Source organism: Eubacterium sp. An11 (assembly GCF_002161065.1).
In the GTDB taxonomy this organism is placed as follows: domain Bacteria; phylum Bacillota; class Clostridia; order Lachnospirales; family Lachnospiraceae; genus Anaerobutyricum; species Anaerobutyricum faecale.
Genome location: NZ_NFLV01000039.1, coordinates 1 through 23,831 on the forward strand (window position 1 = coordinate 1; position 23,831 = coordinate 23,831).

Genomic DNA, 23,831 nt, shown 5'->3' on the forward strand with positions numbered 1-23,831 from the left:
GAAGCTTCCTGATAATAGTAGCTGCTTTTTGGTAGTTCAAGCCTTTTTAGTAGATCAGGCAGTGAATATTTATTCTTCAGGGCATCGATGATCACTGCCTTCTCCCTGTTTTTGAGAGCCGTCTGATCGATGCCGGGGTCTTTTTTTAGGACATTGATAGTTTCTTTTAGAATGTCAATCTCCATCTGCATGTTCCTGATCTGATCCTGTAATTGCATCAGTTCAGGAATAGATGATCTGGAAGAAGAACCTTCTGTAAGAGTGTTTGGTTTAATATTTTTACAATTCATCAATGCGGGAACATCTCCATGGAGATATTTTTTTCGCCAACTGTAAATGCTGGCTCTGGCATAGCCGATATCTTCTGATACTGATTTTATACTTCCTCCGAGTTCAAAGCAACAATGAATGGCATCCATTTTTACTTGAACAGGTGAATTCCGGGGATGATCTGCCGTATTTACCAGCTCCAAAGGTTTTCGTTTCGGTTTAATGGCCCCTTCATTAGCTATCCATGTATAAAGTGTCCGTCTGGTCGGACAACCAAGAAGTTGAATTGTGGTAGTTACTGATCGACACTGATGATAAACTTTTAAAGCGACAGCAATTTTGTCTTGCGAATACATTCTAATTTAACTCCTTTCGGAGTCCATGAGGAGTCCAACTTTTTGTCCGCCCCCCCCCGTCAGCCCAATGGGAGTATCGTCAAAGTCTCGGTTTGGTTGCATAACCAATCCAAGAAAATGTCCGCACTCCCGGCTCTCCAACCCAATTGTGAAGTATTTTCTATAATCTTCTTCACTAATTGGTATACATTATATTCTACTGAATTTTCTGATGATCCATGAATGACTCTCTGGCTTCAATACATGGCTCTTTGGAACTATCACCTTAAAATTATCTCAATTCTCCCTGGTCAACTTTTCCCAAAAATTTAGGCATTATTCTTGCACAAACTGCAAATTACTTTTTCAAATCATAAATTAAAAGTTCTTTTTCTTTGAGTAACGTTATCAAAGTATTGTTAATGTAATTATTAAATCCTACAGGATAGTTATAACAATAGTAATATTCATAATAATTAGGAACACCCTCCTTTTTTTGATTATCCAATAGCTCCCAACCAAGAGCATAGTCTAAGAACTGGTCTACATAGATATCATGCTCTCCGTGAATCGCCAAATGTGCATTATCTCTCATGATTTCAGTTATCCGATGCTGCATTGGAATTTTATATTTATCAATAAAATGTTTCCAAATGAGTTGCTCTTCCGGTGAAAGATCTGTCAATTTATCTTTTCCATTATTAAAAATTACATCCCGTCCAATTTGATACCATATACGTTGTCTGATAATCGTTTGTTCTCTTAGAATTGCAGAGATAGGACCATAGTATTTGGATATTTGTTCATCAAGCAATTGCATTCTCCAAATTCTCTTTTCTTGTTCAAGTTCATTGTTTTGATTAATTTGATTAAGCTTTACAGATTGTTTGAATGGAAGTATTAAACCGATTACTACAAGTAACAGACCGATAATAGAGATAATTAACTCCATAATTTCAAACAATATATTTAGTGTAAACATTTTATTCCTCCAGTAAAGTCTTATAAAAATCAATACATTATTGAAAAATGTACTAGAAATGTAGGTCTTCGTATATAATTAACATTATTTTACCATTGCTTTATCCGTGTATCTAGTTATGTTCGTCAACTATAGAGTGAGTCGTTCGCTGGCTTAATTTTGAACCACCCAATGATAGTCAGAAAGTGAGCCACCTCTACTTCCTGGCTTCTTTGGTTTTGGTCAGCCGATACGATTCTCCGTTCATATCCAGCACATGAGACTGAAATGTCAGACAGTCGATCATAGCGGCTATCATGGCTGTGTTCTCAAAAAGGGGTGTCCATTCAGAGAATGGTAGATTTGTTGTTACTATAATGCTGCCACGCTCGCTCCTGTCAGCAATGATCCTAAACAGTACTTCTGACTGGTAGCGGTCAAAACTGACATATCCTATTTCATCCAGTATCAGCAGATTCGCCTTTTGGATCCACTTTTCCAGTTTGCCAAGGGAATAGTTGTCCCGGGCTTCGGAAAGTTCCATTGACAGGGAGTATGCATTTTTGAACAGGACTGACATTCCCATGGAGCATGCTTTCAGCCCGCACCCTCTTTCAGCTGACATCTGCCGTGCACCCCAGGTCGGATTGTCTGTATGAAGATGATCGATGATCTCTTTGCAGACTAATTTCTCTTGGGAAATAGACGTACCTTTATAATAAATGCTTGTCCGGTTGATTTCGAGAAGCCTAACACCAACGGATGCGGGAAGTTCTTTAGTCGTCAAAAGATTTTGGACTAAATTTACTCTCGTAGTCAAGTCCGCAAATTTCTTCAGATTTTTTTGAGCCAGTCTATCTTCATAGTTAACTGACCAACCTTTTTCGCATATGCCGTTTTCTCTTTTCCTTCTTCGGCAAGCTTCTCCTTGAGATTTTCCTCACGCTTGCCATCGAAAACAACAGAAGCATTGTTAAGGAATTCTTTCTTCCAGTTACGCAGCAGATTCGGTTGGATCTTGTTTTCTGTAGCAATGGTATTGAGATCTTTTTCCCCTTTTAACAGCTCAATTACAAGGTCTGATTTAAATTTGACACTAAAATTTCTTCTTTGTCTGGACATGATAATGAATCTTTTCTTTCCTACTACAATATATTTATGGTTAATCTCCCTTACAGCCAGTAAGGAATTATCCATCTTGTTGCTTAAGCTGTTAGAATGGTAAGAGCAATCGGTATAGCGGTCTCTTTCCTGGGCTTCGCGCCCGCTCAATAGTCTGCTAACCAGCTCTTCATTCACAGCGTTCGTTTTATGCAGGTTGAACTGCCTTCCGGGTATGTTCGCGTCACACCACAGTAGATAGAATGGGCAATGAGTAAAACTGGTATTGACCAATTGCAATCTGATAGAAGGAGTGACATTTTATGAACATGTATGCTGTAGGTATTGATGTCTCCAAACGTAAAAGCACTGTAGCTATTCTCCAGCCCGGTGGGAAGGTTGTTGTGAGACCTTTTGATGTCCCGCACTTGTCCCCTCACTTCCGATCCCTTAAGAGGATGATCGGGAATCTGGATGGCGAGGCCCGTATTGTCATGGAGTGCACCGGCCGCTATCATGAGCCGGTAGCCCGTGCACTTTCCCAGGCCGGTTTTTTCGTAAGTGCTGTAAATCCTCAGATCATCCACAACTTTCAGGGACAGGACAATCCCCTCCGTAAAGTCAAGACAGATCAGTCGGACTCTGTGAAGCTTGCCCGTTATACTCTTGACAACTGGGCAGATCTGAAACAATATAGTCTTATGGATGAATTACGTTCCCAACTCAAGACTATGAACCGCCAGTTTGATTTTTACATGAAACACAAAATTGCCATGAAGAATAACCTGATCGGTCTCATCGATCTGACCTATCCTGGTGCCAACGCCTACTTTGACAGCCCTGCCCGTGAGGACGGCAGCCAGAAATGGGTGGATTTCCTCGATACCTACTGGCACGTGGATTGTGTCCGCAGGATGTCCTTTCATGCTTTTACTGACCACTATCAGAAATGGTGTGCCCGTAAGAAGTACAACTTCAGCTTGACAAAAGCAGACGAAATCTACGGAAAGGCAAAGGAGCTCATTCCCGTACTTCCCAAGGACAATTTCACCAAACAGATCATCAAACAGGCGATCCAGCAACTAAACTCTGTATCACAGACTGTGGAACAGCTGCGATCCCTCATGAACGAAACTGCCTCTAAACTGCCGGAATATCCGGTCGTCATGGCAATGAAAGGGGTAGGACCGTCCCTCGGACCCCAGCTTATGGCTGAGATCGGAGATGTGACACGGTTTACCCACAGAAGTGCGATCACAGCATTTGCCGGGGTAGATCCCGGCGTGAATGCGTCCGGGGAGTATTCACAGAAAAGTGTCCATGCCTCGAAACATGGTTCACCAGTGCTGCGGAAAACCCTGTTCCAGATCATGGATACACTGATCAAGACCAAGCCCGATGATGCCGTCTATCAGTTCATGGACAAGAAACGCGCACAGGGAAAACCCTATTACGTCTACATGACCGCAGGAGCTAATAAATTTTTACGTATTTACTATGGAAGGGTGAAGGAATATCTCTCTACGCTTCCTACATCTGATTAAACACCCAAACATCCTTTTTCAGGCCGGCATAAACTGGCGGCTTTTTTGTGATACCCATTTTTCAACCTGTATAATTTTTTCAAAGTTCTTTAAAATTTAGCTTGACTTTTTATTTGCAGGCTATTGAATTTTTATTTCTTCTGTTTCTTTAACTCTTTTGTTAATTCTTCTACTTTTTCCTCTAATCTACTATACCATTATTCAAACAATATACAGGGGATAATCTACTTAGTTTATCACACATTCCTTTTTGGTGTTTCAACTCTTCCATATGTAAGTGCAAAAATCTGAGAATATGCAATAAGTAACCTTTATACACTTCCTCTATGATACTATACATGCACATCCTCAAATCTAATTCAATTGAGTATACTTCTTCAGAATCACTTATTATCTCTGTCAAAGTATTATGAAATTCAAATAAATCATCACTTGTATTTATTATATCAATAATTTTTTTATGTTCACTAAAATACCTATCATTAATATATTTTACTATCATTTCTTCTTTTATTTTCCCATCCGATAATATCTTTTTTATTTCCTCGAAATAGACAAATAGAGATAGGAAAGTCATCATCTCCGTCTTGTTAATATCTTCTTGACAATCTTCATACATTTCATCTTCTAAACTTCCAAACATAACATTTGTAAATTTTTCTAATTTTTGTCCATTTTTTCCAGATACCTTATGATAAAAATAATCCATGTTTAAATAAAGACCTTTTGCAATATATCTGCAATATTCGTATAAATCTTTTGGATCATTAATTATATCATGCAAATTAGTTAACATAAAGAAAATGTGTAGATAACATAATACTGATTCAGAAAAGAAAATTGGTATTGCATTTCTAATATCATCATACTTTTCAATGTTTCTACCAAGGTCATACTTTTTTAATAGAAATGCTTGATTATCAAATTTATTTTCTAATGTCTTTTCAACCAATTCATACATCAGAAAATTTTCCCTATAATTCGACTGTTCTTTATAGGAACTAAGACTACTTGTTCCAAAATCAATAATATGCATTTGTTGATCTTTGTCAATCAAAATATTCCTTGAATGAATATCACCATGAATAATTCCTTGAGATTGATAAAAAACAATTGTCTCAAATATCTCCAATAATATATTTATCCTTTTATTCATATCATGATTTTCTTTTAGCCATTTTTCATAAGTTATTCCATCAATAAATTCCATAGAACAACAATAGCATCCTTTTTCAGTCCACGCATCATATATTTTAGCTATTCTAGGATCATTCAATTGTGAGATTTTCTGAATTTCTGCCAAATATTGCTGCTCTCTTATTTCATACTTTCCGTTTCTTTTTCGCGGAAGCCATATTTTTATTGCATCGTTTCTTTTCGTAATTTTATGTGTTCCTTTTATTACAACACCATTTGCTCCTGGTTCACCTATAGGCTTAATATTTTCGTAACGTTTAAAATTGGGTTCTATCCATGAACCGTCCATCTTTACCATGATTTTTCCATCTTTGTATCTATAATTGGGGTTAGGCATTTTTTGTCTCCTTAAATCAATCAGGCAAGTGTAACTATCTAAATGTATCTATAACGTCCTCCAAAAATCTTTCTAAATTATATTATAATATTATTTTACTTCTTTGAATACATTTTTTAACAAATTATTTTCAGATATCTTTCATATCAAGAATTAAAAAAATTGAGAAATCTGTCAAATTTGACGGAAATCCAGCCCGCTTGATCAGGCGTTTCCGTCGGTTTTCATCCCGGAGAGTCAATTCTGCCTGCAGCAGTTCCAGAATAAACTCCAGCTGCTTCTGCGTCCCTTTTTCCCGGCAGATCTCTGAGATCCTTCCCGAAAAGAAGAACTGTCGGCTTGCTCCAAGGATCTGTGTATAGAAATCTTCTTTCATCTTCAGTGTCATCAAACAGTGCCTCCTTCTTTCAAGAACATATCATCATATACTGCAAGGGATGGGCCTGTCTCCGGCGGTGTATAAATGCCATATCCGGTGATCCTTGCGGCAAGCACGGAAGCATCACAGATGTTAATGCTGCCAATACTGCCTCTTGTACAGGCCATCTCCATAGCACTGGTCGCTGCTTGAAAACCGTATTGATTGGTCAGCTCATTCATGATCCGCAGGCAGTCCTTCAGTTTCTCTTTCGGCTGGGCATCCATGTAAGCTCTTAATGCATCCGGTGTTTCGCGGCGCAGCCCGCTGTTTCCCCATGCTCCGGAGTTTTTCATCAGGACAGCCAACGTGGTACTGTAATCGCTGATATCCGTGCGGTTATCTCCGTAAGCGCGCCGGTGAGTCGTGATGACCTGTCCGCCCTCCGTAAGAATGTCAACGGTATGGGCACGAATTCCCACCAGCACCTGTTTGTTTGCGTTTTCCGGTCTTGTAGAATAGAAATGTTTTCCATCCATACAGACTTTGCCATAACCATCCGCTTTCTGCCATTCATATCGGCAGACATCGAACCGTTTTGGCGGCAGCATCAGAAGGGCTTTCCTATCCTCTTCAAACAATTCCCGGATGGGGATCTGTTTCTTATAATGGATCTCGGAAGCTTTCTTTTCATGGCGGGCAAGCAGCTTCTGGTTATACTTCTCTATCTCATTTTAGATACCTCTCTGTTCAATAAGATTTTTTACTAACCGTCCAAAGTCAGTAATCTTATTTTACACTGAGGTATTTTTTCTCAACCTTCTTTCTCGGAATTCCTCATATTTGAATTATACAAGAAGCTCCTTTAGATGTTAAACATTTCTTCCAAATCCTCATCGGACAGAAGTTTATAAATTGTACTGACAGATGCAATGCTTACGGCATTTTCGGGATTTCACTGTCAAACACAAGCGTAGCGACAGCCTGTGTCAGCTCTCCGTGGATATACGGCGGCTGGCTGAATAATCCAGGCTCAAATCCATCACCTGCCCGGCATATGGAAATCATCAATCCATTTTGTTGGAAATCGCAATTCCGCTAAAAAGGAAATCACTTTATCTATAAAAACCTTATAATGAATCCATGCACCATTCGGTGTAAATACATTATAAGGAGGTCGCGATTATGACCAAGTACAGAGAAATCATCCGGCTTACCAGCCTTGGGTTTTCCCAACGCGAAATCATGGCAAGCTGTGGTGTCGCACAAAAAACTGTCGTCAAGGTTCAGAAGCGAGCCAGAGAATTAAAGCTTTCCTGGCCGCTTGATGGGTCAATGACTGACACAGATCTTCAAAAGCTCATGTTCCCTAAGGAAAACAAAGTATCATCTAATAAGCGTATGCCTGATTACGCTTACATCCACAAGGAACTACTCCGCAACGGAGTCAGTAAAAAGCTTTTGTGGACAGAATATATGGAGGAATGTCGTGCAAACGGTGACGAACCACTCATGTATTCCCAGTTCTGTTATCACATCCAGCAGGATGAGCAGAAACGACGTGCTACCATGCATATCAACCGTAAACCCGGTGAACAGGTTGAAGTAGATTGGGCAGGTGATCCTGCAATAATCATTGACCCCGATACCAGGGAAATCACTAAAGCATACATATTTGTTGGGGTAATGACCTACAGCCAGTATGCATATGTGGAAGCATTTCTGGATATGAAACAACGATCATGGATCAATGCCCATGTCCATATGTACGAATATTTTGGCGGCGTTGCCAGGATCCTCGTACCGGATAACTGTAAAACTGCAGTTATTCACAATGGTGGCTTCAAAGGCCAGCAGATCAATGAAACCTATCAGGAATTAGCCGAACACTATGGCACTGCTATCATTCCGGCCCGTGTCAGAGCACCCAAGGATAAGCCGAATGCTGAGGGAACGGTAAGAAATATTTCTACCTGGATCACAGCAGCACTCCGGGATGAACAGTTCTTCTCCCTTGCCGAATTAAACCGGGCAATCAGAGATAAACTTGAACTGTTCAACCAAAGGCTCTTTCAGAAGAAAGAGGGTAGTCGGCAAAGCTTATTTCTTGGGGAAGAAAAACCATTGCTGGCACCATTACCTGCTACCCGTTTTGAACTGAGTGACTGGAAAACAGCCACTGTCCAATTCAATTATCACATATCTGTGGATGGAATGCTATACTCCGTTCCATATAAATACATTAAAAAGAAAGTGGATGTCAGGGTAACAGATACCACGATTGAAATTTTCTACAACCATAACCGAATCGCTTCCCATCGTCGTCTGAAAGGGCGCACCGGGCAGTACAGTACCATTACAGAGCATATGCCGCAAGACCATCAGAAATATCTGGAATGGAACGGCGACCGTTTCCGTAAATGGGCGGAGCGGATCGGTATAAATACGTACACTGTAGTCAATGCGATATTGACCTCCAAAAGTGTGGAACAACAAACCTACCGAAGTTGTATGGGACTTCTTAAGCTTGCTGAGAAATACTCAGATGAATTACTTGAGGCGGCCTGTAAAAAGGCTTTGTCTTATACTGCATCGCCAAGAGTATTAAAAACATCCTTGTAACCAGTTCGGAAAAGCTGGCATCGGAAACGACCAATACCAGACCTGCACATAAAACACACGGCATCACAAGAGGTGCCGACTACTATCGGAGGTAAATTTATGACGAATCAGAGTACAATAGATAAATTAATTGAAATGCGTCTTACTTCTATGGCAGATGCATTCCGTAACCAGCTAAATGACTCCAAATTTAAAGAAATTCCTTTTGAAGATCAATTCGGTATGCTGGTGGATATCGAATATCGCAGCTGCAAAAACAACCGTCTCAAAAGACTGATCAAAAATGCTGGATTCGACCAGCCAGAAGCCAATATCATGTATATCAACTATACTTCCGGACGCAAGCTGAACAAGGAACTGATCCGAAGACTTGCCACTTGCGAATATATATCGGAACACCGAAATATTTTTATTACTGGTGCTACAGGCTGTGGTAAAACTTATATGGCCTGTGCCTTTGGCATGGAGGCTTGTAAGCAGTATTACAACACCAAATATGTCCGTCTTCCCGATCTTCTGATTGACCTGGAAATGGCACGGACAGATGGCAATTACAAAAAAGTTATGGCTAAGTATACTAAGCCCGTCGTCCTGATTCTAGACGAATGGCTTTTTTTAAAACCAACGGATTCGGAACAAAGGGATATCTTCGAACTGCTCCACCGGAGACGCAAGAAATCTTCAACGATTTTCTGCTCTCAATATGAATTCGAGGAATGGTACGACCAACTGGGGGGGAATGACAGTCCTCCGGCAGATGCAATCATTGACCGTATCGCTCATGACAGCTATCGTATCAACATCACAAGCATTGATGCCGAGTACGACATCTCCATGAGGGAAGTTTATGGCTTAGACAAAACATTGCGCGAGTAAACTGGTATAAGATGATTTCCACTTCCCGGACACCTGATTTCCAGGTTTCCGGAAGTGCGATTTCATCGTGCAAGAATATTCAGATAAACTTTTAAAGCGACAGCAATTTTGTCTTGCGAATACATTCTAATTTAACTTCTTTCCGAGTCCATGAGGAGTCCAACTTTTTGTCCGCCCCCCGTCAGCCCAATGGGAGTATCGTCAAAGTCTCGGTTTGGTTGCATAACCAGTCCAAGAAAATGTCCGCACTCCCTTTATAATCAGCTGATACTGTTTTCCCCTTGAAATAGGTTTTGCTCACATAAGATACCTCCATAAATATAGTAAAGCACTTGCTCCCTAGCAAAGAATAGAGCAAAGTGCTTGCTTATAATTATGGCACAGACTTGCGAAGTTAGGAATGCGCCCTCAGATTAGGTGGTTACTTTAGACATAAATATGCTCCTCATATGGTAGTTTTGGATATTTCCATTGTCTACCATACGGGGAGCATATCACAATCAGGCTTTCCCGGGGGGTGGTGATTTCTGCGTTGATAAAGCTGACGATGGTATCTTCTAGGTCATCTTTATAAATTTTTCGCAGATATTCCATCGTATCCGGTTGGATGTTATTCAAAAACCGGAACAGCATCTCCCGGTCAACAGCAAACAGGCGGTCAAAATGGGCGGACTTGCGCATGACATAGCCGTTATCCCGAACAAGACGCTACAGGAGGAACTTTTGGTAATCCTTTTCGGAGAGAATATTTGTCATTCGCAATTAACCTTCTTCCCATAATCAATCATTTCAAGTATTTGCTGTGGAGCCACATTCTTATATGTGATACCATCAAACTTGATGCTGTAGTTCCAATTCCAAAAATATTGTGCGGCATAATAGCTTACGAATTGATATAGAATTGAATCTTGCTGATAATTCGCAATGTCCCGAAAGCGTAGACCAAATTTCACGATGAAGGGGATGCCATTGTTCCTTAGCATTTTGTACGTCTCCGGTTGCTTTTCTCTCAACGCCCACCTTGCCAATTCTCCGCCAATATTTTCGCAAAATTGATCATATCCGGGAAATTCCAAACCGTTTATCAGTTGTACCCCCGAAAAGAAACAGAGTTGCGGCTTTACATATTTTCGCTCATATTCCTTTCGGATATACCCCATTGATTCCTCTATATTGGAGGCACCCAAAGCCATCAGTACTTCACGCATTGCCTTACTGTATTCCTCACATTCATTTACCCTAAGCCCATTTTCCATGATTTGTGCTCGACACAAAACTTTGGTGGCGTGATAACAGACAATGGTGCAATCCGACATGATTTTGGATAATTCGCGATACAATAGTTCTGCCTTGCATTCCCGGAGATAGTTTTCTATTGCGCAACGCACATCGAAGTCTTTTTCTATTGTTTTGGTTTGAATCTCTTTTTCTACAGCGTGCAAGTTTGCCCTTATATACTGACAAACAGCTTTCCGCATGGCCTCAGGATAAGAGGATACTTTTTCTGTGTCAATCAGCAACCGCAATCACCTCTTTCTTACCTGTCACAAACTCGTAAATGATAGATTTTTTATACGTTTCGAGTGTGGTAAGCTGTTCTCCTTTTTGGTCAAGAATATCGTCAATTTGGCTACACTTCGTATCTAGGTAGTGTGCAATTTCTTTTTGTTCATCTAGTGGCACCTGAGCAAAATTAGAAAAACGCAAATTCTGCCCCTCTCTGATGAAATTGTAGGTGCCTGCATACGCCGAGGACTTAAACAACCATTTATAGAAGTACGGACAACTTGGCTTACTTGCTTTCAAAACAACATAATGCCACGTGATACACCCTGTGGTTTCACTCATTTCGAGACCTCCTTGAAAACTGCTCAGACTGATGACAAAATCGTACAGTTCAACATGCTTCCAGCTTTCTAACCTCTGATTGGCAAAAACAATTTTGGCATTTTCAAGTTCCATGTACTCTTGCCAAGTAATAATTCCATACCGCTGACTGGCAGTCAACTGCTGGTCGCTTTTGCTCATCGATGGGCGGCACCATAATAAATATATGAATTGTTCATTACCCTCATTGTTATAAACCCCATCGTAGTTTCATGTATTTCTGCTTGTAACACATCTGTCAATGCTGATAGATAATAAAATGCATATTTTTTGTAAAGCCGTTCGTTTAATACTGTTTTCCAAATGTGATAGTGATATATTACTTTTTCACCATTCCAAATAATTGGGGCATATGACATTGACCACGAATATAGTAAATCGCCATTTTCGCAATACTTATCAGCTGGTAATTCCATGCTGGAGGTGTACCATGTAGGGTTTGAAAAAGATTTCCCACTCTTAGTATGCGATATTTCCCGTTATCCTCAAATTCGGATTCACAATATGCACGTCCATTAAGCAGTTTTATTTCGTATTTTTGTTTACAACAGATCCATCCGAATGGGATTTTCCCGATCCATTCAACTCCGCTATCTCTCATTTCTCTTGTATCATCACCGCCTCACTCAAACAGCTTTGCCACGCACTCAGAAACAGAAAGCTCCAGTTCCATAAACTTTGTCTCCAGTTCTTCGCTAGGCACAGGCTTCTGATACTTATAAAAATAGTGAGTGAAAGGAATTTCCGCACCGGTCTTGATAACTGGCTTCTTGGCCCCCCAGATTTTCTTCAAAGAATGCCTTCGCATCAGGAATATAGGGCAGCACCTCCCGGGCCATATAGACCTCAATGCTTTCGCCCCCCCTTCTCGGTATCAAACCAGTATATTGCGGTGTGCAAATGTTGATTTTTCGTGTGATTTGTGGAGAAAAATCTAAATTTTCCACTATATCCGTGTGGTTTTTTTGGAGTTTGTTATCATAATGTTATCACACTATAAATTTTCTCAACAATTCTAAATTGACCTTTTGCTCCATTTTCATATCACACTTCTTAACAACAATCACTACACTTAATTACGATTCTTTTTTAGTAAAATCAATAAAAGGAATATTTAATGTTGGATACTTTGAACTATTAGTCATACTAGATACTATCGGTCTAATATAAGACAATAAAACAGCAGGAGCATTGATATTCAACAACTGTTTAGCCCTTTCTATTTTAACCGACTCATCCCAAGTAAAGTTAGCTCCCATTTTAACACATATATCAAAAGGTTGTGAATCTGTCGAGTTACCTATACTTAGCGTCAATTTAACTAGTGCCTCATTCCCCTCTAATATCTGTACTTCTATATTAGATTGCATTGCAATCCCATCATATTTTTCTTCATCAAAATTCTGATTAACTAAAAACTCTATTTTTTCTAATTCTGGATTAGAAAATTGAAATTTACTACGATTCATAACCTCTCCTTATGCTGCATACGGTAAATTAGCACTAATATCTTGATTAAATGAACTAGTCTTTAAGAAATTATATTCCATCTGTTTCTTAGCATTTCTTATCCCCTGATTACAAATGTCTAATTCAAATTCATCATTAATTTCATATTTATCATTGGCAGGAAAAACAAACTCAAACTCAGAATTTTTATCTGATAGAACATATTCTCTGTCATAAACTTCTTTATAAAATCGGATATCCTGCTCTGTTGCCTTTTTTACTTTTTCTATACAGCTTTGTAAAAAAGATAAACTTTTTTCCTTATTCATGCCTATTCCTCCTTAATTTCTTTTTCAACAATACATTTTTCATTCCGTATACTATATATACATTTTATGTTCAGTGTAGGTTCTGATTTCATAGATTGATAATCAAATTTAAAAAATCCTTTATTGGGTGTACGATTATATTTACCATATATTTTTATTAAGTCATATTTTTCTTCAAAATTTAACGTTTCATATAGAAAATTGAGTTTTTTACCCACCGGCACATTGGAATCCAAATTACATAATTTGCAAACTTCCTGCCATAACTCTTCCATTTTCATATAAACTTCAAAATCTGTTAAATCAAGCAAACTATTCAAAACGGCATTTACAATTACAATGCTATATCGTTTATCTTTATGTCTACTTTCCTGTTTGACTTTCCACCAATTAGCATTCCCTTTATTATCCCAAAAATACATGCCTTTTCCAAGCCATATATCATCTTTTGAATTTTCGCTTATAATTAGACTATTTTCTTCCTCTACAAACTTTTTGCATTTACTTTCTTCATCGCTATGAAATAAAATTATTTTCGACTCCACTCGTCAACCCCATTTCTCTTCAGTGGCTCACAGAGTGCCATACTAACATATTTTAATATCCATTAATAATTGTTATTGTTATTGACGCTCAAAGTATCCTTTATAAATTTTAGATAAAACTATTTTTAGTGAACTACACATTATTATACTATCATTCATACAATTTTGCACTCTATTTATTTTAAAAAAATTTTTTCTACCAAGGTCTCAGCCATATCATTACGTATAATATTCTGCATTTGTCTATAGTTTTCTAATTCATCTGCGGCACATATATATTTGTCTAAGAAATCATCATACGAGATTAGTTCTCTCTCTTGTTTATCTAAATTATGATATTCTTTTTCAAAAATCATCTTACAAATTTGTAATTTAGCTTCTTTGCTCAATTTTTCAAATTTAACATAATCATTAATTCTAAAAAACAATGGATCACCAATTCTTTCTCTTATAGCATCTGGACTTAATTCATTAGATGTACAAATAACAATAGCATTTTTCATATCAACTGAATAATTTTTATCCTTATACACTCCTTCATCAAAAAACTGATAAAATGCACTCCATATTCCGGGATGTGCCTTATCAAATTCATCCAGTAGAATTACATTGCTTTCCCTTTCCAACAGTTCTTTTGCAAAACTCCCTTTATTATGTTCTGATCCATATAAATATTCATAAAAATCACCTGTTTGATACATAGATAATTGGAATCTACATATTTTTCCCCCAAGCAATTGACCTATAAACTTAGCAGTTTCTGTTTTTCCTACACCGGAAGGCCCATAAAGCATCAACACCATCGGTTTATTTTTATTTTTTTGCTTATATAATTCATATAAAGTAACTGCTAATTTTCTCTTTACCTTTTTCTGTCCTATAATAGTTTTATCGTATAATTGTAAAAAACGATTCAGCCTTTTTTTTAGTCATTTTAGGATATTTATAATAGTTGATTTCTAAAATATCTCTCGGATAATGTCGAACAAGTTCATCTTTTATACAATCCGGAGGATTTTGCAAATATAACTCTCTTAATCCATTTCTCTTTTCATTTAATATCGCAACAAAATTTTAAATACCACCTTCTGTAATTCCAGAATATGACATCGAAAATCCCACTACCTGATCTAAATTTGCCTCCATCGAAAATCTGGATTTCTTGTATAAATCACTTACTTCAATCAATGTATCTAATAAAAAATAAGTTTCAGGAATATACTTATTGTATTCTCGATTGGAACCATAAAATATAAATATCTTTTCCATTTAGTCAACACCTGCAAGTATTATATCATAAATAGGCAATTGTTTACTATCATTCTCTTCCTCTTTTTCTAAAGAAGTAATGGTTTTGTGAACAACTGGTTCAAATACTCTTGTAAAATCCAACTTTTCTTTATCACCCATTCCAACTTCAATTCCATAATATTTTAGATTCATTTGTAATAAATCTGTTATGCCATAATTATTCTTAAAAGATCTATTATTAAATCTAAAGATACATTCTTTTCCCTCTTTTCTCCCAATTACTTCATAATAACCTTTTCCCAATTTTAATGAATCGTACACTTTATTAATACGTATTGCCAAATTTTCGTCTACTTTCAAATTTCCTTCTGTCATCCCTAAATATGGTGTTATTGTCTGAAAATAGGCAATTGAATTTTCCATAATATATATATGAAAATTTTCCAGTCCTACAATATCTGTATTATCTCCTTCTAATATGTCTAAAAAATCTGACAACGTTGTATTAGTAATAGTCGTTTTTATCAAATTTTGTCCCGATGTATATACACCAATATTAGAGTCAATTGCCGCATCCCCTTTTACAAACAAAGAATTAAACAATACTTTCAATTTTGCTCCTACTTTTATCTCTCCACGACTGCCATATTTTTCTTCATCCTTATCCTCTATTACCAATGTACCACCATTTTTCATCACTAAATAATCTGTTGCCGAATTTTCATCAAATGGAGTAGTATCATTTAAATGCAGTCGTTAAATCCACCAAAAGATGATAATATATCATTAAGGAAGGTGGAGACATGCAATGCGATAAGGAATTCAAACTACAGGCTCTTGAACTGTCCGATGAAATTGGCGTCAAGGCAGCTGCAGATCAACTCGGCATCAAGTATTACACACTTGCCGACTGGCGTCGTCAGCGCAAGGCTCGCGGCGAAGAAGCTTTCGTTGGCAGTGGTAACAAAATGATGCCGCTCAGCGAGAAGGATCGTCGCATTAAGGAACTGGAAGCGGAACTTCGGGAAACCAGGCGAGCTAACGATATACTCAAGGAGGCTCTCGGTTTTTTCGCACAAAGCCGAAAGAAGTGAGAGCTCGGAAACGTTTTGAGTTCATTAGCGAATACAGCAGCAGATGGCCTGTAAGCGTTATGTGCGATGTCCTGCACGTGAGCGAGACCGGTTATTACAGATTCAAAAGGAATCTCGGCAATCCCAGCAAGGACGCTGTTCTTTCGGCAGTTATGCAGGAAATACTCGATGAGTATATATACAACGATAACTACGGTGTAGATCGAATGCAGATAGCACTTCGAAATCTCGGGTACAAGGTTGGCAGGCGCAGGATAGCCAGAATCATGAAGGAAAATGGTTGGCTTCATGAACGTAAGCGCCGTCCGAAAGGCTTAACCAGGGCAACTACTGAAATACAGGAGAAGGAAAACCTAATCAAACAAGATTTCAGGTCAGATCGGCCGTATCAGAAGTTGCTTACCGACATATCTCAGATATCGTGCCGTGACGGCAAACTATACATATCTCCAATAATGGATTGCTTTAACGGAGAAATACTTTCTCTGGTAATGCGAAGCAATATGTGCAAAGAACTGTGCATTGATACATTCAATGCAGCAGCCAAAAGGTTTCCTTTGAACGGAGCCATACTCCATTCAGATCGCGGAAGCCAGTATACAAGTGAAGCATTCCGTGAAGAACTCAATAAAGCAGGTGTTCTGCAGAGCCTCAGTGGCGTTAACCATTGCTTTGATAACGCCAGGATGGAAAGCTTCTTCGCTACTCTCAAGAAGGAACTCCTCTACAGGATTCCAACATACAAGATGAAGATGGAAGAAGTTAAAGTAATTGTTTTCAGATATGTCTTTATCTACTACAACCGGATAAGGATATACACTTCAAATCCGGATGGCCTCCCGCCAGCAGCTTACAGGAGACGTCTGGAGCAACCGTTAGCAGAAGCTGCTTAATTTTGTGGGTTTAAAGACTGCACAAATAGAGCCGGGGGGTGCGCTCACTTTTAGATTAGCATTTATACTTTCTCCAACATATCGAAACATCACAATTTAAATTGCGGTGTTGCAGAATCAGGTTTATTTACTGGCGGATTAACCTTTAATAGTAGCGGCATAGGAAAATCCACACCTGTTAGTATTGCTTCACCCTCACCCAAAATTGGCAAATATGCCAATATACTACTGTTAGCTGTTGCACATGACTGCTTAATTGCCTCTTTATCATTGTAATTAATAAGCCGATGTACTAAAAACGTACCCATTTGACTCAAAGTTCCAACTGGAATGTCCCTTGGCATTTGTGTTGCAATACATAAGAACAAACCATATTTACGACATTCTTTAGCTATTTGGTCAAACGCATTAAGAGAATACGAAGTAAAACTATCATCTGTTACTCTCTTATTTAAAAATTGATGAGCTTCATCCAAAAAGAAAATAGTTGGATTCTCTTTAAACATTTTTTCTCTTGCTAAATTAAGCAAATACTTTGCCAATGCATTGGCAATAATTTCTCTGACATTGAAATCATACCCAACCTTCTCAAACCCAATTCGTAATAGGGTTTCATTGTTTGCCACGCTCAAAAATCTTGTAATTGCTTCCGCTAAATCTTTCTTACCATTCATATCACCAATACCAAGAATACTTTTATAATTTTTATCATTAACAAAAGCATTCGTTCTTGTGACCAAAGAAATACAGTTTGCAGAATCTGTTTCCGATTTTCCACCCCATAAATTGGGATTTCTATTATCTACCTCCCAAACACACTCCCCCTGTATTTGTCTAGGCAGATACTTAATATCAAAATTCAATTCGTTAGAATCGATTTCCTCATAATATTTACGCTGCATTTCAACAAATTCCCTTTTGTTTTTGCCAGCTTTTAATAAATAATTTTTTGCTTCACCATTTGCAAAATAGCAATCAAGTTCACCTTGTCTTCGTGCAATTTCAAGTGTCTTTAGTGTCTTGATAGCCTCTAACAATTTAGGCGCCTGTGCTCTTTCTGACGGTTTAAGCAAAAAAAACAAGTCGGATATGGCTAATTTTCTATAACTAAAATACGAATTATCTGAAAGGATACAATGTTCACCTGGATAACTTGAGTATTCACCAGTTGGATCAAGTAATATACATTTTGTATTATTTTTTCTTGCTTCTTCTATCAATTTAGATAAAGACCAACTTTTTCCGCCTCCCGTTGTGCCGACAACAGCGCAATGTCTTCCAAAAAAAGACTGTTGAGATACTGTAACTTCTGTCTGATTATCAGAATTTAAATACCCAATATTAATTAACAACTCTTCCTTCTTTTTTTTCCCAAACCCTTGGACATATTGTTGAACAAATTCTTTTGTACAAACAAAAACTTTTGCTCCTATCGTTGGATAGACATTTGCCCCTTTTGTAACTTTTTTCATATCGAACAAATTAAATGATAGTAATATTTCCGCCTTAGCCGTTGGGTGAAATTCCTGATTCTTAAAGGCTGTCTCTGAAAGCGATAATCTTTCTTTTTCCAAAACTTCTATTTCCTGTAATTGACCAATAAATCCATAATTTTCACCCTCTATTGATATATATGTACCCACCAAGCCTCCATTGAATTCTTCACCAGAAAAAATAAATTTACTTAATAATGTAGAAGATGGGAAATGTATTTTTATATACTGTGGAGTTACTTGAGAAACGTATCCTATAAAATAATGGTAATTGAAGGGCTGCATTATTCTTCCTCCATTTCATCTTGGATATATGCATATGAATATGGATAGTTCAAAGCTAATTCGTTAAAATCACTTCGTATAAGCATTATATTACTTGATCTTTCAGCTTTCGTAATTATATCTTCAAAATTATCAATAACTGGATCTACAATTAATAATTGCAGGCTATGATTCAATTCCAAAGCTTCATATATCATTGAATTAATATGCTTATCCCCAAAACTGTATCCTATAATTATTAATAAAGCATTATCTGTTCTTAATTCAGATTGAAATCTTGACATCATCTCAAAAAATGGTTGCTCATATGATGTTTCATACTTTATGCTACTTGGAAAAATCATAACAGGTTCTTTATCATTTGGACATTCACATTTTCTAATTTGATCTGTTTCTGAGTCTCTTTTCCAATCTAACGAGCCATGCAATTTATACAAATGAAATACTTTGCTAGCGTAATTTTCTTGTGCGGTAATTCTGCTATTTTTTCTTACGACAATGTCATAGTCATAATTATTTCCATTAAAAACCCTAGGAAAAGTAAAGGAAAACCCATCTATTATCGTAAAACCACATTCATTTGCTGCTTGTTCAAATAACATATCATAGTTGGTCGTAAAAAGTTTTAATCTACTATGCTTCAATTTTCTTGCGGTAATTCTCTTTAAAAATTCCTTATGTGGTGAATCTTCCGGCATCATGATGGTGCAATTTTCAATAATTATTCTTTTCACCTGATTTACAACCATCTCCACCTGTTTATTTGCATTTTTGTACAACAGCAAAAATAGACTTGCATGAGATAAAAACTCTTCTAAATTGACTTTTAAAATGTCTTCTATTTTATAATTGATTCTTTCACCTAATTCTCTAATACTTCTTTCACCGCATGTTTCCACTATCTTCTCCCAGAGTTTTTTCATAGTCATACCTTTGATCTCTGTTTTTCCAATTCCGTATGAGGATCCTGCGCCCGTAAGAACAATAGTATTATCAAAATGTCTAGATAAAAATTCCCTATATATTTCTATTTTCTTTTGTCTTACACTTTCTATTACATCTCCTTCATGATCAACTTCTTTTCCGTTATAATAAATCTTCTCTCCTTCCACCCATAATCTTTTTCGCTGACTGATTATATAATCTTTCATTGCTTTTCCCCTTCTTATTGTACTTATAATCTTTAAAGAGCAGTATCATTTAAAGACCCTCTTCATATATATTCCTGCTCAATTACGTACTGTTCATTTACATATTCAAATATAGATCTATATTAAATAAGTGGACACGGAAAGTAACAATATATTACAATAAAGTAGACACCAAAAAGGAGGTATTTACTCATGTCCACTGGTAAAACTGGAAATAGATATGATCAAATATCTCAAAAAGAAGAAACCAACCGGAGAACTTATCACTCTTTACAGGAATTATAACTCTCTGTGTTTAAATATATTGAAGGATACTACAACTCAAGAAGGCCACATAGCTCTCTTGGAATGTTAACACCTAACGAAAAAGAAGAACTCTTCTGGAATCAGGCATAGTCCCTCTTTCCAGAAAGATTTTTCTAATATTTGTGTCTACTTACTTGACTATGCTTCACTAGATTCATACTGATTTTTTAATATTTGTAATAAAAGACGTTGCTATTAAATGATGACACATCTAATAGCAACGTCTTTCCTGTTCTGTCTAACTAAAAAAACTTAATATTGTCATCTTCTGAAATACCTGCCATATATTTATACTCTTCAAGCCCTTCATCACTATAATCATAAAAAACATCATAAAATGAATTTTCTATAATTTTTAGGTTATTTTCAGAATAATATAACTCTAATTCCATAAGCACCTATACCTCTTCTCTCCGTAAGATTTATAACATATTGTAACCTACTTCTTTGATACTCCATATCACTTTTAAGATATGTTGTTTTTGAACTAATGTTTTTTTATTTTATGCTAATTTTTTCTTTTATGCAATAGGAATATATTATTTTTAGGAAGTTTTCTCTATTATTTTATGATATTCATAGTATAATTATAACAACTATTGTTATATTTCTTTACATATTCACTTTTCTCAGGAAACACATTTACTTTTTGCATTGTATATAGCATATAGTTTTTGTCTTATTTATTACAATACACACCATGTCCACCTCAAAATAGAGGAGAAAATTTCCTCATAACTAATTGCTTGTTCTATTTTTATTATTATACTTATCCCTTCAGATCAATCTTAACTTCATAATACTCATCTTTTCCTTCGATATCAACGATAAGTCCTTGTTGCTCTAATGATTCTACTAACTTCTTCTCATATGATATTTGTCCACACTTTCTCATTCCTACAAGAACTTTCTTACAGACGTCTTTCTTTTTTAATTTTCTTATCATATACATAACATCAAAATCACTTTCGGAAATATAAATAAAATTATCATCTATTTTTTCTACCGCAGTATACATCTGACTCATTTCAGCAAAAGTAAGCAAGAGATTTAATGTCAACCTTGAAATTGTATTTCTATATTTAGACCATATTTTTTCCATTCTTTGAATTTCACTCAAATCATACTGTAATGTTTCCCATCCATCTTCGATTTTATTGTCTTCGATAATCGATTCATAAACTAACGCTGCATATTCTTTCAATTCATATTTATTAATCTGTTGGTAAGGAAGTTCACACCCAATATTGACACAAAATTTTTTATGTTTTTGAATTATATTTAAGGCATTAGAAAATTCTTTATTGCTAAGGTTATACTTTTCCTTAATTTCCTCTTTAACCTTATCAAAGCTATCCTCTCCCCATTTCGTCCGTTCCGGAATTAGTTTTGATATATCTTCAATATCTTTTCTTGATAAATTTTTTGTAAATGTATTTAAATTATATTCCCTAATACAATCTTCTAAAAAATATATCATATTGTGAAACAAGTTCATTACAATTTTAAATTGTTTTCCTAAAGTGTTTACGCTAATATGTGATATTCCATTTTGTATCATATGAGGATGATCCTCTCTATCTGACTCATATTTAAATGCATCCCCGTCTGTATCAAAGTAATAAATCTTTATTAAATCTTCAATATCTTTATAATACTCAGGGATTCTTCTATCTATTTTACCTAGTTTTTCAATTGTATTATATAGCACCTTAATATCATGAGTATGAATTTCTTTCTTCTCTTGTAATATTACTTCTTCAGATTTGTTAATCCCTTTTTGCTTTTGAATTTTCCATAATCGTTCTATAATAATTTTCAAAGATAATTCAATACTATGTCTCGCATTATATACAATTGGATATACCAATATATCTTCAACCTCATTTTCTTGATTAAGTATATCAATTAAAATCTCCACCGTCCTTTGAAAACCGCTTTTAATATCCATATTATAGGTTCCACCATTATCCCCTACACATGCTATTATTGGATCGTCTTCCTGGAATTCAAAAGGATTTACATATTTCTCCATTTCTTTTCCTCCATAAGTTTATATTGTCAATTATATCTTTTTCAAAACTATTTATCTTCTGATAAATATAAACCGAGCTCTTTTATTCTTATATTTTCACCATTCTTTTTCCCCTCACATAGCAGTTTCAAAATTTATTTAAGTTCATTTAGTATTTTTTCCATTTTTACAATATTTGATGGTTCAGCACTCTGTCATGAAGTGACTTTTGTCAAGGGATAAATATATCATCTAACAAAGTTTTTCTTGACCGTCACATTTGTGTGATCTGTCAGCATCTGAAAAGAGCTCTGATTTAACAGTTCCCGGCATATGGCCACTCTGTTATTCGTGGATTGGTTACCGACAGGCTAATGGTTCCGCCGAGAGCCCTGCGATCTAAAAGCGTGGATCACTAAAGTGCCAACATAGAGTGTGCGCAGATGACTCGAACCTTTCAGTGATCACAGCTCCTTACAGATACTGACTGATATTCAATTGTTACTGTCCTGGCAACAAGCTGCAGTCTACTGCTGATTGCTGCTTGATTGTTCTTTCCATCAGGGATGGATGGCTGTCAAGGGCGGCACAGCGGTGCATTTTACCCTTGACTGACAGTCGGACTAATGTACCTGCCGTGAGACTGATGCGGATATTTCCTGTCATCATGCCCCAGACGAAGCATGCAAGTTCTCTTATGTTTTTTGGCGAGCACTTTTCCCTGTTTTCGTCGTTGGGATTCCCTATAAGCAGTATAGCATATTCATGTAATTTTATAGAATATCAATGCATTTCTGAAAATTCAAGGACGCATTTGCGCCGCTATCGCGGTTAAAATCCTTGATTTTACGGTAATACATTGATAAGGATAGTCAAGGCATGAATGAATAATTATAAATGACTGACAATGATGATTTTAAGGAAGCGCCACGCCAATTATAGGAAATTGACCTCGCTCATAAACACTCTTGCGATTGCTGCTACTGCTACATTTTTCTTCTTGCCATGGCGGATCATTTTATAATACTTGCTGCAAAGCCGGGTATTCGCCTTATCTGCGTATGCAATTACTTCCGCAGGTTGTCCGCTTTGCCTTGCCCGGAGTTCTTTGGACTTGTGTCCGATGGCTCCTTTACAAATGCCTTTTGCAGCTTCAATTAATAGACAGCGCAAATGTGTATTTCCTGCTTTGGATATGCCCAGTCGGTTCACATTTTCTGAACTGGAATGCTCTCCGGGTGCTAGTCCCAGGAATGCCGCATAGATATTTGCCTTTCGCAAAACGCTTAAAATCACCGGTCTCCACCATCAGTGACAGCGCCGTATGGTAAACGGTAGATATCTCGTACCTGTACAAATCTGGAGCAAACCTGTATGATAAGGACAGATTTGCTCCAATCTTTCGCTCACTTCTCTTTTCCGGATTTCCGGCAGTTCGCCGGCAGGTTCGGTGACCACGGGAGCAGGTCTTCCAGAAATCCACGGTCCGTGTCATCCAGATGTTTCGGGATCTCTGTGAGAAGATGCTCAAAA

The 23,831-nt window shown here is 36.9% G+C and carries 25 protein-coding genes and 2 pseudogenes; 5 read left to right on the top strand and 22 right to left on the bottom strand.

Annotation, left to right across the window (positions count from 1 at the left end):
• The 4 genes and pseudogenes from B5E53_RS19580 to B5E53_RS19855 form a co-directional block, all read right to left on the bottom strand.
• Positions 1 to 626 (bottom strand): annotated as a pseudogene (locus B5E53_RS19580) (IS3 family transposase); the annotation flags it as partial.
• Between the two features lie 337 nt (positions 627 to 963).
• Complete coding sequence (locus B5E53_RS16975; protein WP_087317170.1) at positions 964 to 1,587, bottom strand: hypothetical protein; 624 nt, start codon at positions 1,585 to 1,587, stop codon at positions 964 to 966.
• A 196-nt stretch (positions 1,588 to 1,783) separates the two neighbouring features.
• Positions 1,784 to 2,191 (bottom strand): ATP-binding protein, encoded by a 408-nt coding sequence (locus tag B5E53_RS19355; RefSeq protein WP_087317213.1) that lies wholly within the window; start codon positions 2,189 to 2,191, stop codon positions 1,784 to 1,786.
• Positions 2,192 to 2,400: 209 nt separating this feature from the next.
• Complete coding sequence (locus B5E53_RS19855) at positions 2,401 to 2,865, bottom strand: transposase (protein ID WP_162611958.1); 465 nt, start codon at positions 2,863 to 2,865, stop codon at positions 2,401 to 2,403.
• A gap of 131 nt (positions 2,866 to 2,996) precedes the next feature.
• Between B5E53_RS19855 and B5E53_RS16990 the strand changes: the two genes are divergently transcribed.
• Positions 2,997 to 4,211 carry an IS110 family transposase gene (locus B5E53_RS16990; RefSeq protein WP_204245545.1) on the top strand — a complete coding sequence of 405 codons (1,215 nt, stop codon included), beginning with the start codon at positions 2,997 to 2,999 and terminating at the stop codon, positions 4,209 to 4,211.
• A gap of 181 nt (positions 4,212 to 4,392) precedes the next feature.
• Here the strand turns inward: B5E53_RS16990 and B5E53_RS16995 are convergent, their stop codons facing one another.
• From B5E53_RS16995 to B5E53_RS17005, 3 genes are all read right to left on the bottom strand, one after another.
• Positions 4,393 to 5,745, bottom strand: a complete 1,353-nt coding sequence (locus B5E53_RS16995; RefSeq protein WP_087317175.1) for a protein kinase — start codon at positions 5,743 to 5,745, stop codon at positions 4,393 to 4,395.
• A 130-nt stretch (positions 5,746 to 5,875) separates the two neighbouring features.
• Positions 5,876 to 6,133, bottom strand: a complete 258-nt coding sequence (locus B5E53_RS19860) for a hypothetical protein (RefSeq protein WP_087317176.1) — start codon at positions 6,131 to 6,133, stop codon at positions 5,876 to 5,878.
• Positions 6,133 to 6,642: a hypothetical protein gene (locus B5E53_RS17005; RefSeq protein ID WP_162611959.1), complete on the bottom strand. Its 510-nt coding sequence runs from the start codon at positions 6,640 to 6,642 to the stop codon at positions 6,133 to 6,135. The genes B5E53_RS19860 and B5E53_RS17005 overlap by 1 nt, the downstream gene beginning before the upstream one ends.
• 646 nt (positions 6,643 to 7,288) lie before the next feature.
• On the opposite strand from B5E53_RS17005, the pseudogene istA reads away from it, so the two are divergent.
• Positions 7,289 to 8,820: pseudogene (gene istA, locus B5E53_RS17010) on the top strand (IS21 family transposase).
• Between the two features lie 4 nt (positions 8,821 to 8,824).
• Positions 8,825 to 9,601, top strand: coding sequence for an ATP-binding protein (locus tag B5E53_RS17015; protein WP_087317180.1), 777 nt, complete (start codon positions 8,825 to 8,827; stop codon positions 9,599 to 9,601).
• A gap of 426 nt (positions 9,602 to 10,027) precedes the next feature.
• Here B5E53_RS17015 and B5E53_RS17020 read toward each other — a convergent pair whose 3' ends face one another.
• The 10 genes from B5E53_RS17020 to B5E53_RS17070 form a co-directional block, all read right to left on the bottom strand.
• Complete coding sequence (locus tag B5E53_RS17020; protein ID WP_087317182.1) at positions 10,028 to 10,282, bottom strand: hypothetical protein; 255 nt, start codon at positions 10,280 to 10,282, stop codon at positions 10,028 to 10,030.
• 71 nt (positions 10,283 to 10,353) lie between these two features.
• Complete coding sequence (locus B5E53_RS17025; RefSeq protein ID WP_087317184.1) at positions 10,354 to 11,121, bottom strand: hypothetical protein; 768 nt, start codon at positions 11,119 to 11,121, stop codon at positions 10,354 to 10,356.
• Positions 11,111 to 11,629, bottom strand: a complete 519-nt coding sequence (locus tag B5E53_RS17030) for a hypothetical protein (protein ID WP_087317186.1) — start codon at positions 11,627 to 11,629, stop codon at positions 11,111 to 11,113. Before B5E53_RS17030 ends, B5E53_RS17025 begins: the two co-directional genes overlap by 11 nt.
• 481 nt (positions 11,630 to 12,110) lie before the next feature.
• A complete protein-coding gene (locus B5E53_RS19590; RefSeq protein ID WP_204245544.1) occupies positions 12,111 to 12,281 on the bottom strand; it encodes a hypothetical protein in 171 nt (56 codons plus the stop codon).
• Between the two features lie 283 nt (positions 12,282 to 12,564).
• The gene (locus tag B5E53_RS17045; protein ID WP_087317190.1) at positions 12,565 to 12,957 is read right to left on the bottom strand and encodes a protein-export chaperone SecB; all 393 of its coding nucleotides are present in this window, start codon (positions 12,955 to 12,957) and stop codon (positions 12,565 to 12,567) included.
• Positions 12,958 to 12,966: 9 nt separating this feature from the next.
• Positions 12,967 to 13,266, bottom strand: coding sequence for a hypothetical protein (locus B5E53_RS17050; RefSeq protein ID WP_087317191.1), 300 nt, complete (start codon positions 13,264 to 13,266; stop codon positions 12,967 to 12,969).
• Between the two features lie 2 nt (positions 13,267 to 13,268).
• On the bottom strand, positions 13,269 to 13,811 hold the full coding sequence (locus B5E53_RS17055; RefSeq protein WP_087317193.1) for a hypothetical protein: 543 nt from the start codon (positions 13,809 to 13,811) through the stop codon (positions 13,269 to 13,271).
• 176 nt (positions 13,812 to 13,987) lie between these two features.
• The gene (locus B5E53_RS17060; RefSeq protein ID WP_087317196.1) at positions 13,988 to 14,614 is read right to left on the bottom strand and encodes an AAA family ATPase; all 627 of its coding nucleotides are present in this window, start codon (positions 14,612 to 14,614) and stop codon (positions 13,988 to 13,990) included.
• Positions 14,615 to 14,885: 271 nt separating this feature from the next.
• The gene (locus B5E53_RS17065) at positions 14,886 to 15,080 is read right to left on the bottom strand and encodes a hypothetical protein (protein ID WP_087317198.1); all 195 of its coding nucleotides are present in this window, start codon (positions 15,078 to 15,080) and stop codon (positions 14,886 to 14,888) included.
• Positions 15,081 to 15,758, bottom strand: coding sequence for a DUF6414 family protein (locus tag B5E53_RS17070; RefSeq protein ID WP_087317201.1), 678 nt, complete (start codon positions 15,756 to 15,758; stop codon positions 15,081 to 15,083). It lies immediately after the preceding gene.
• 107 nt (positions 15,759 to 15,865) lie between these two features.
• On the opposite strand from B5E53_RS17070, the gene B5E53_RS17075 reads away from it, so the two are divergent.
• Positions 15,866 to 16,156, top strand: a complete 291-nt coding sequence (locus B5E53_RS17075) for a transposase (RefSeq protein ID WP_087317203.1) — start codon at positions 15,866 to 15,868, stop codon at positions 16,154 to 16,156.
• Entirely contained in the window at positions 16,153 to 17,049 is an 897-nt protein-coding gene (locus tag B5E53_RS17080; RefSeq protein WP_140401526.1) for an IS3 family transposase, read from the top strand. The genes B5E53_RS17075 and B5E53_RS17080 overlap by 4 nt, the downstream gene beginning before the upstream one ends.
• Before the next feature lie 89 nt (positions 17,050 to 17,138).
• On the opposite strand, the gene B5E53_RS17085 is transcribed toward B5E53_RS17080, so the two are convergent.
• The 5 genes from B5E53_RS17085 to B5E53_RS17100 all read right to left on the bottom strand — a co-directional run bounded on the left by B5E53_RS17085 (position 17,139) and on the right by B5E53_RS17100 (position 23,594).
• On the bottom strand, positions 17,139 to 18,827 hold the full coding sequence (locus tag B5E53_RS17085) for an ATP-binding protein (protein ID WP_087317205.1): 1,689 nt from the start codon (positions 18,825 to 18,827) through the stop codon (positions 17,139 to 17,141).
• A complete protein-coding gene (locus B5E53_RS17090; RefSeq protein ID WP_087317207.1) occupies positions 18,827 to 19,978 on the bottom strand; it encodes an SIR2 family protein in 1,152 nt (383 codons plus the stop codon). Before B5E53_RS17090 ends, B5E53_RS17085 begins: the two co-directional genes overlap by 1 nt.
• Positions 19,979 to 20,526: 548 nt before the next feature.
• Positions 20,527 to 20,676 (bottom strand): hypothetical protein, encoded by a 150-nt coding sequence (locus B5E53_RS19365; RefSeq protein ID WP_162611960.1) that lies wholly within the window; start codon positions 20,674 to 20,676, stop codon positions 20,527 to 20,529.
• A gap of 377 nt (positions 20,677 to 21,053) precedes the next feature.
• Complete coding sequence (locus B5E53_RS17095) at positions 21,054 to 22,319, bottom strand: hypothetical protein (RefSeq protein ID WP_087317209.1); 1,266 nt, start codon at positions 22,317 to 22,319, stop codon at positions 21,054 to 21,056.
• Positions 22,320 to 23,234: 915 nt separating this feature from the next.
• Positions 23,235 to 23,594, bottom strand: a complete 360-nt coding sequence (locus B5E53_RS17100) for a transposase (RefSeq protein ID WP_087317211.1) — start codon at positions 23,592 to 23,594, stop codon at positions 23,235 to 23,237.
• Positions 23,595 to 23,831: the final 237 nt, after the last annotated feature.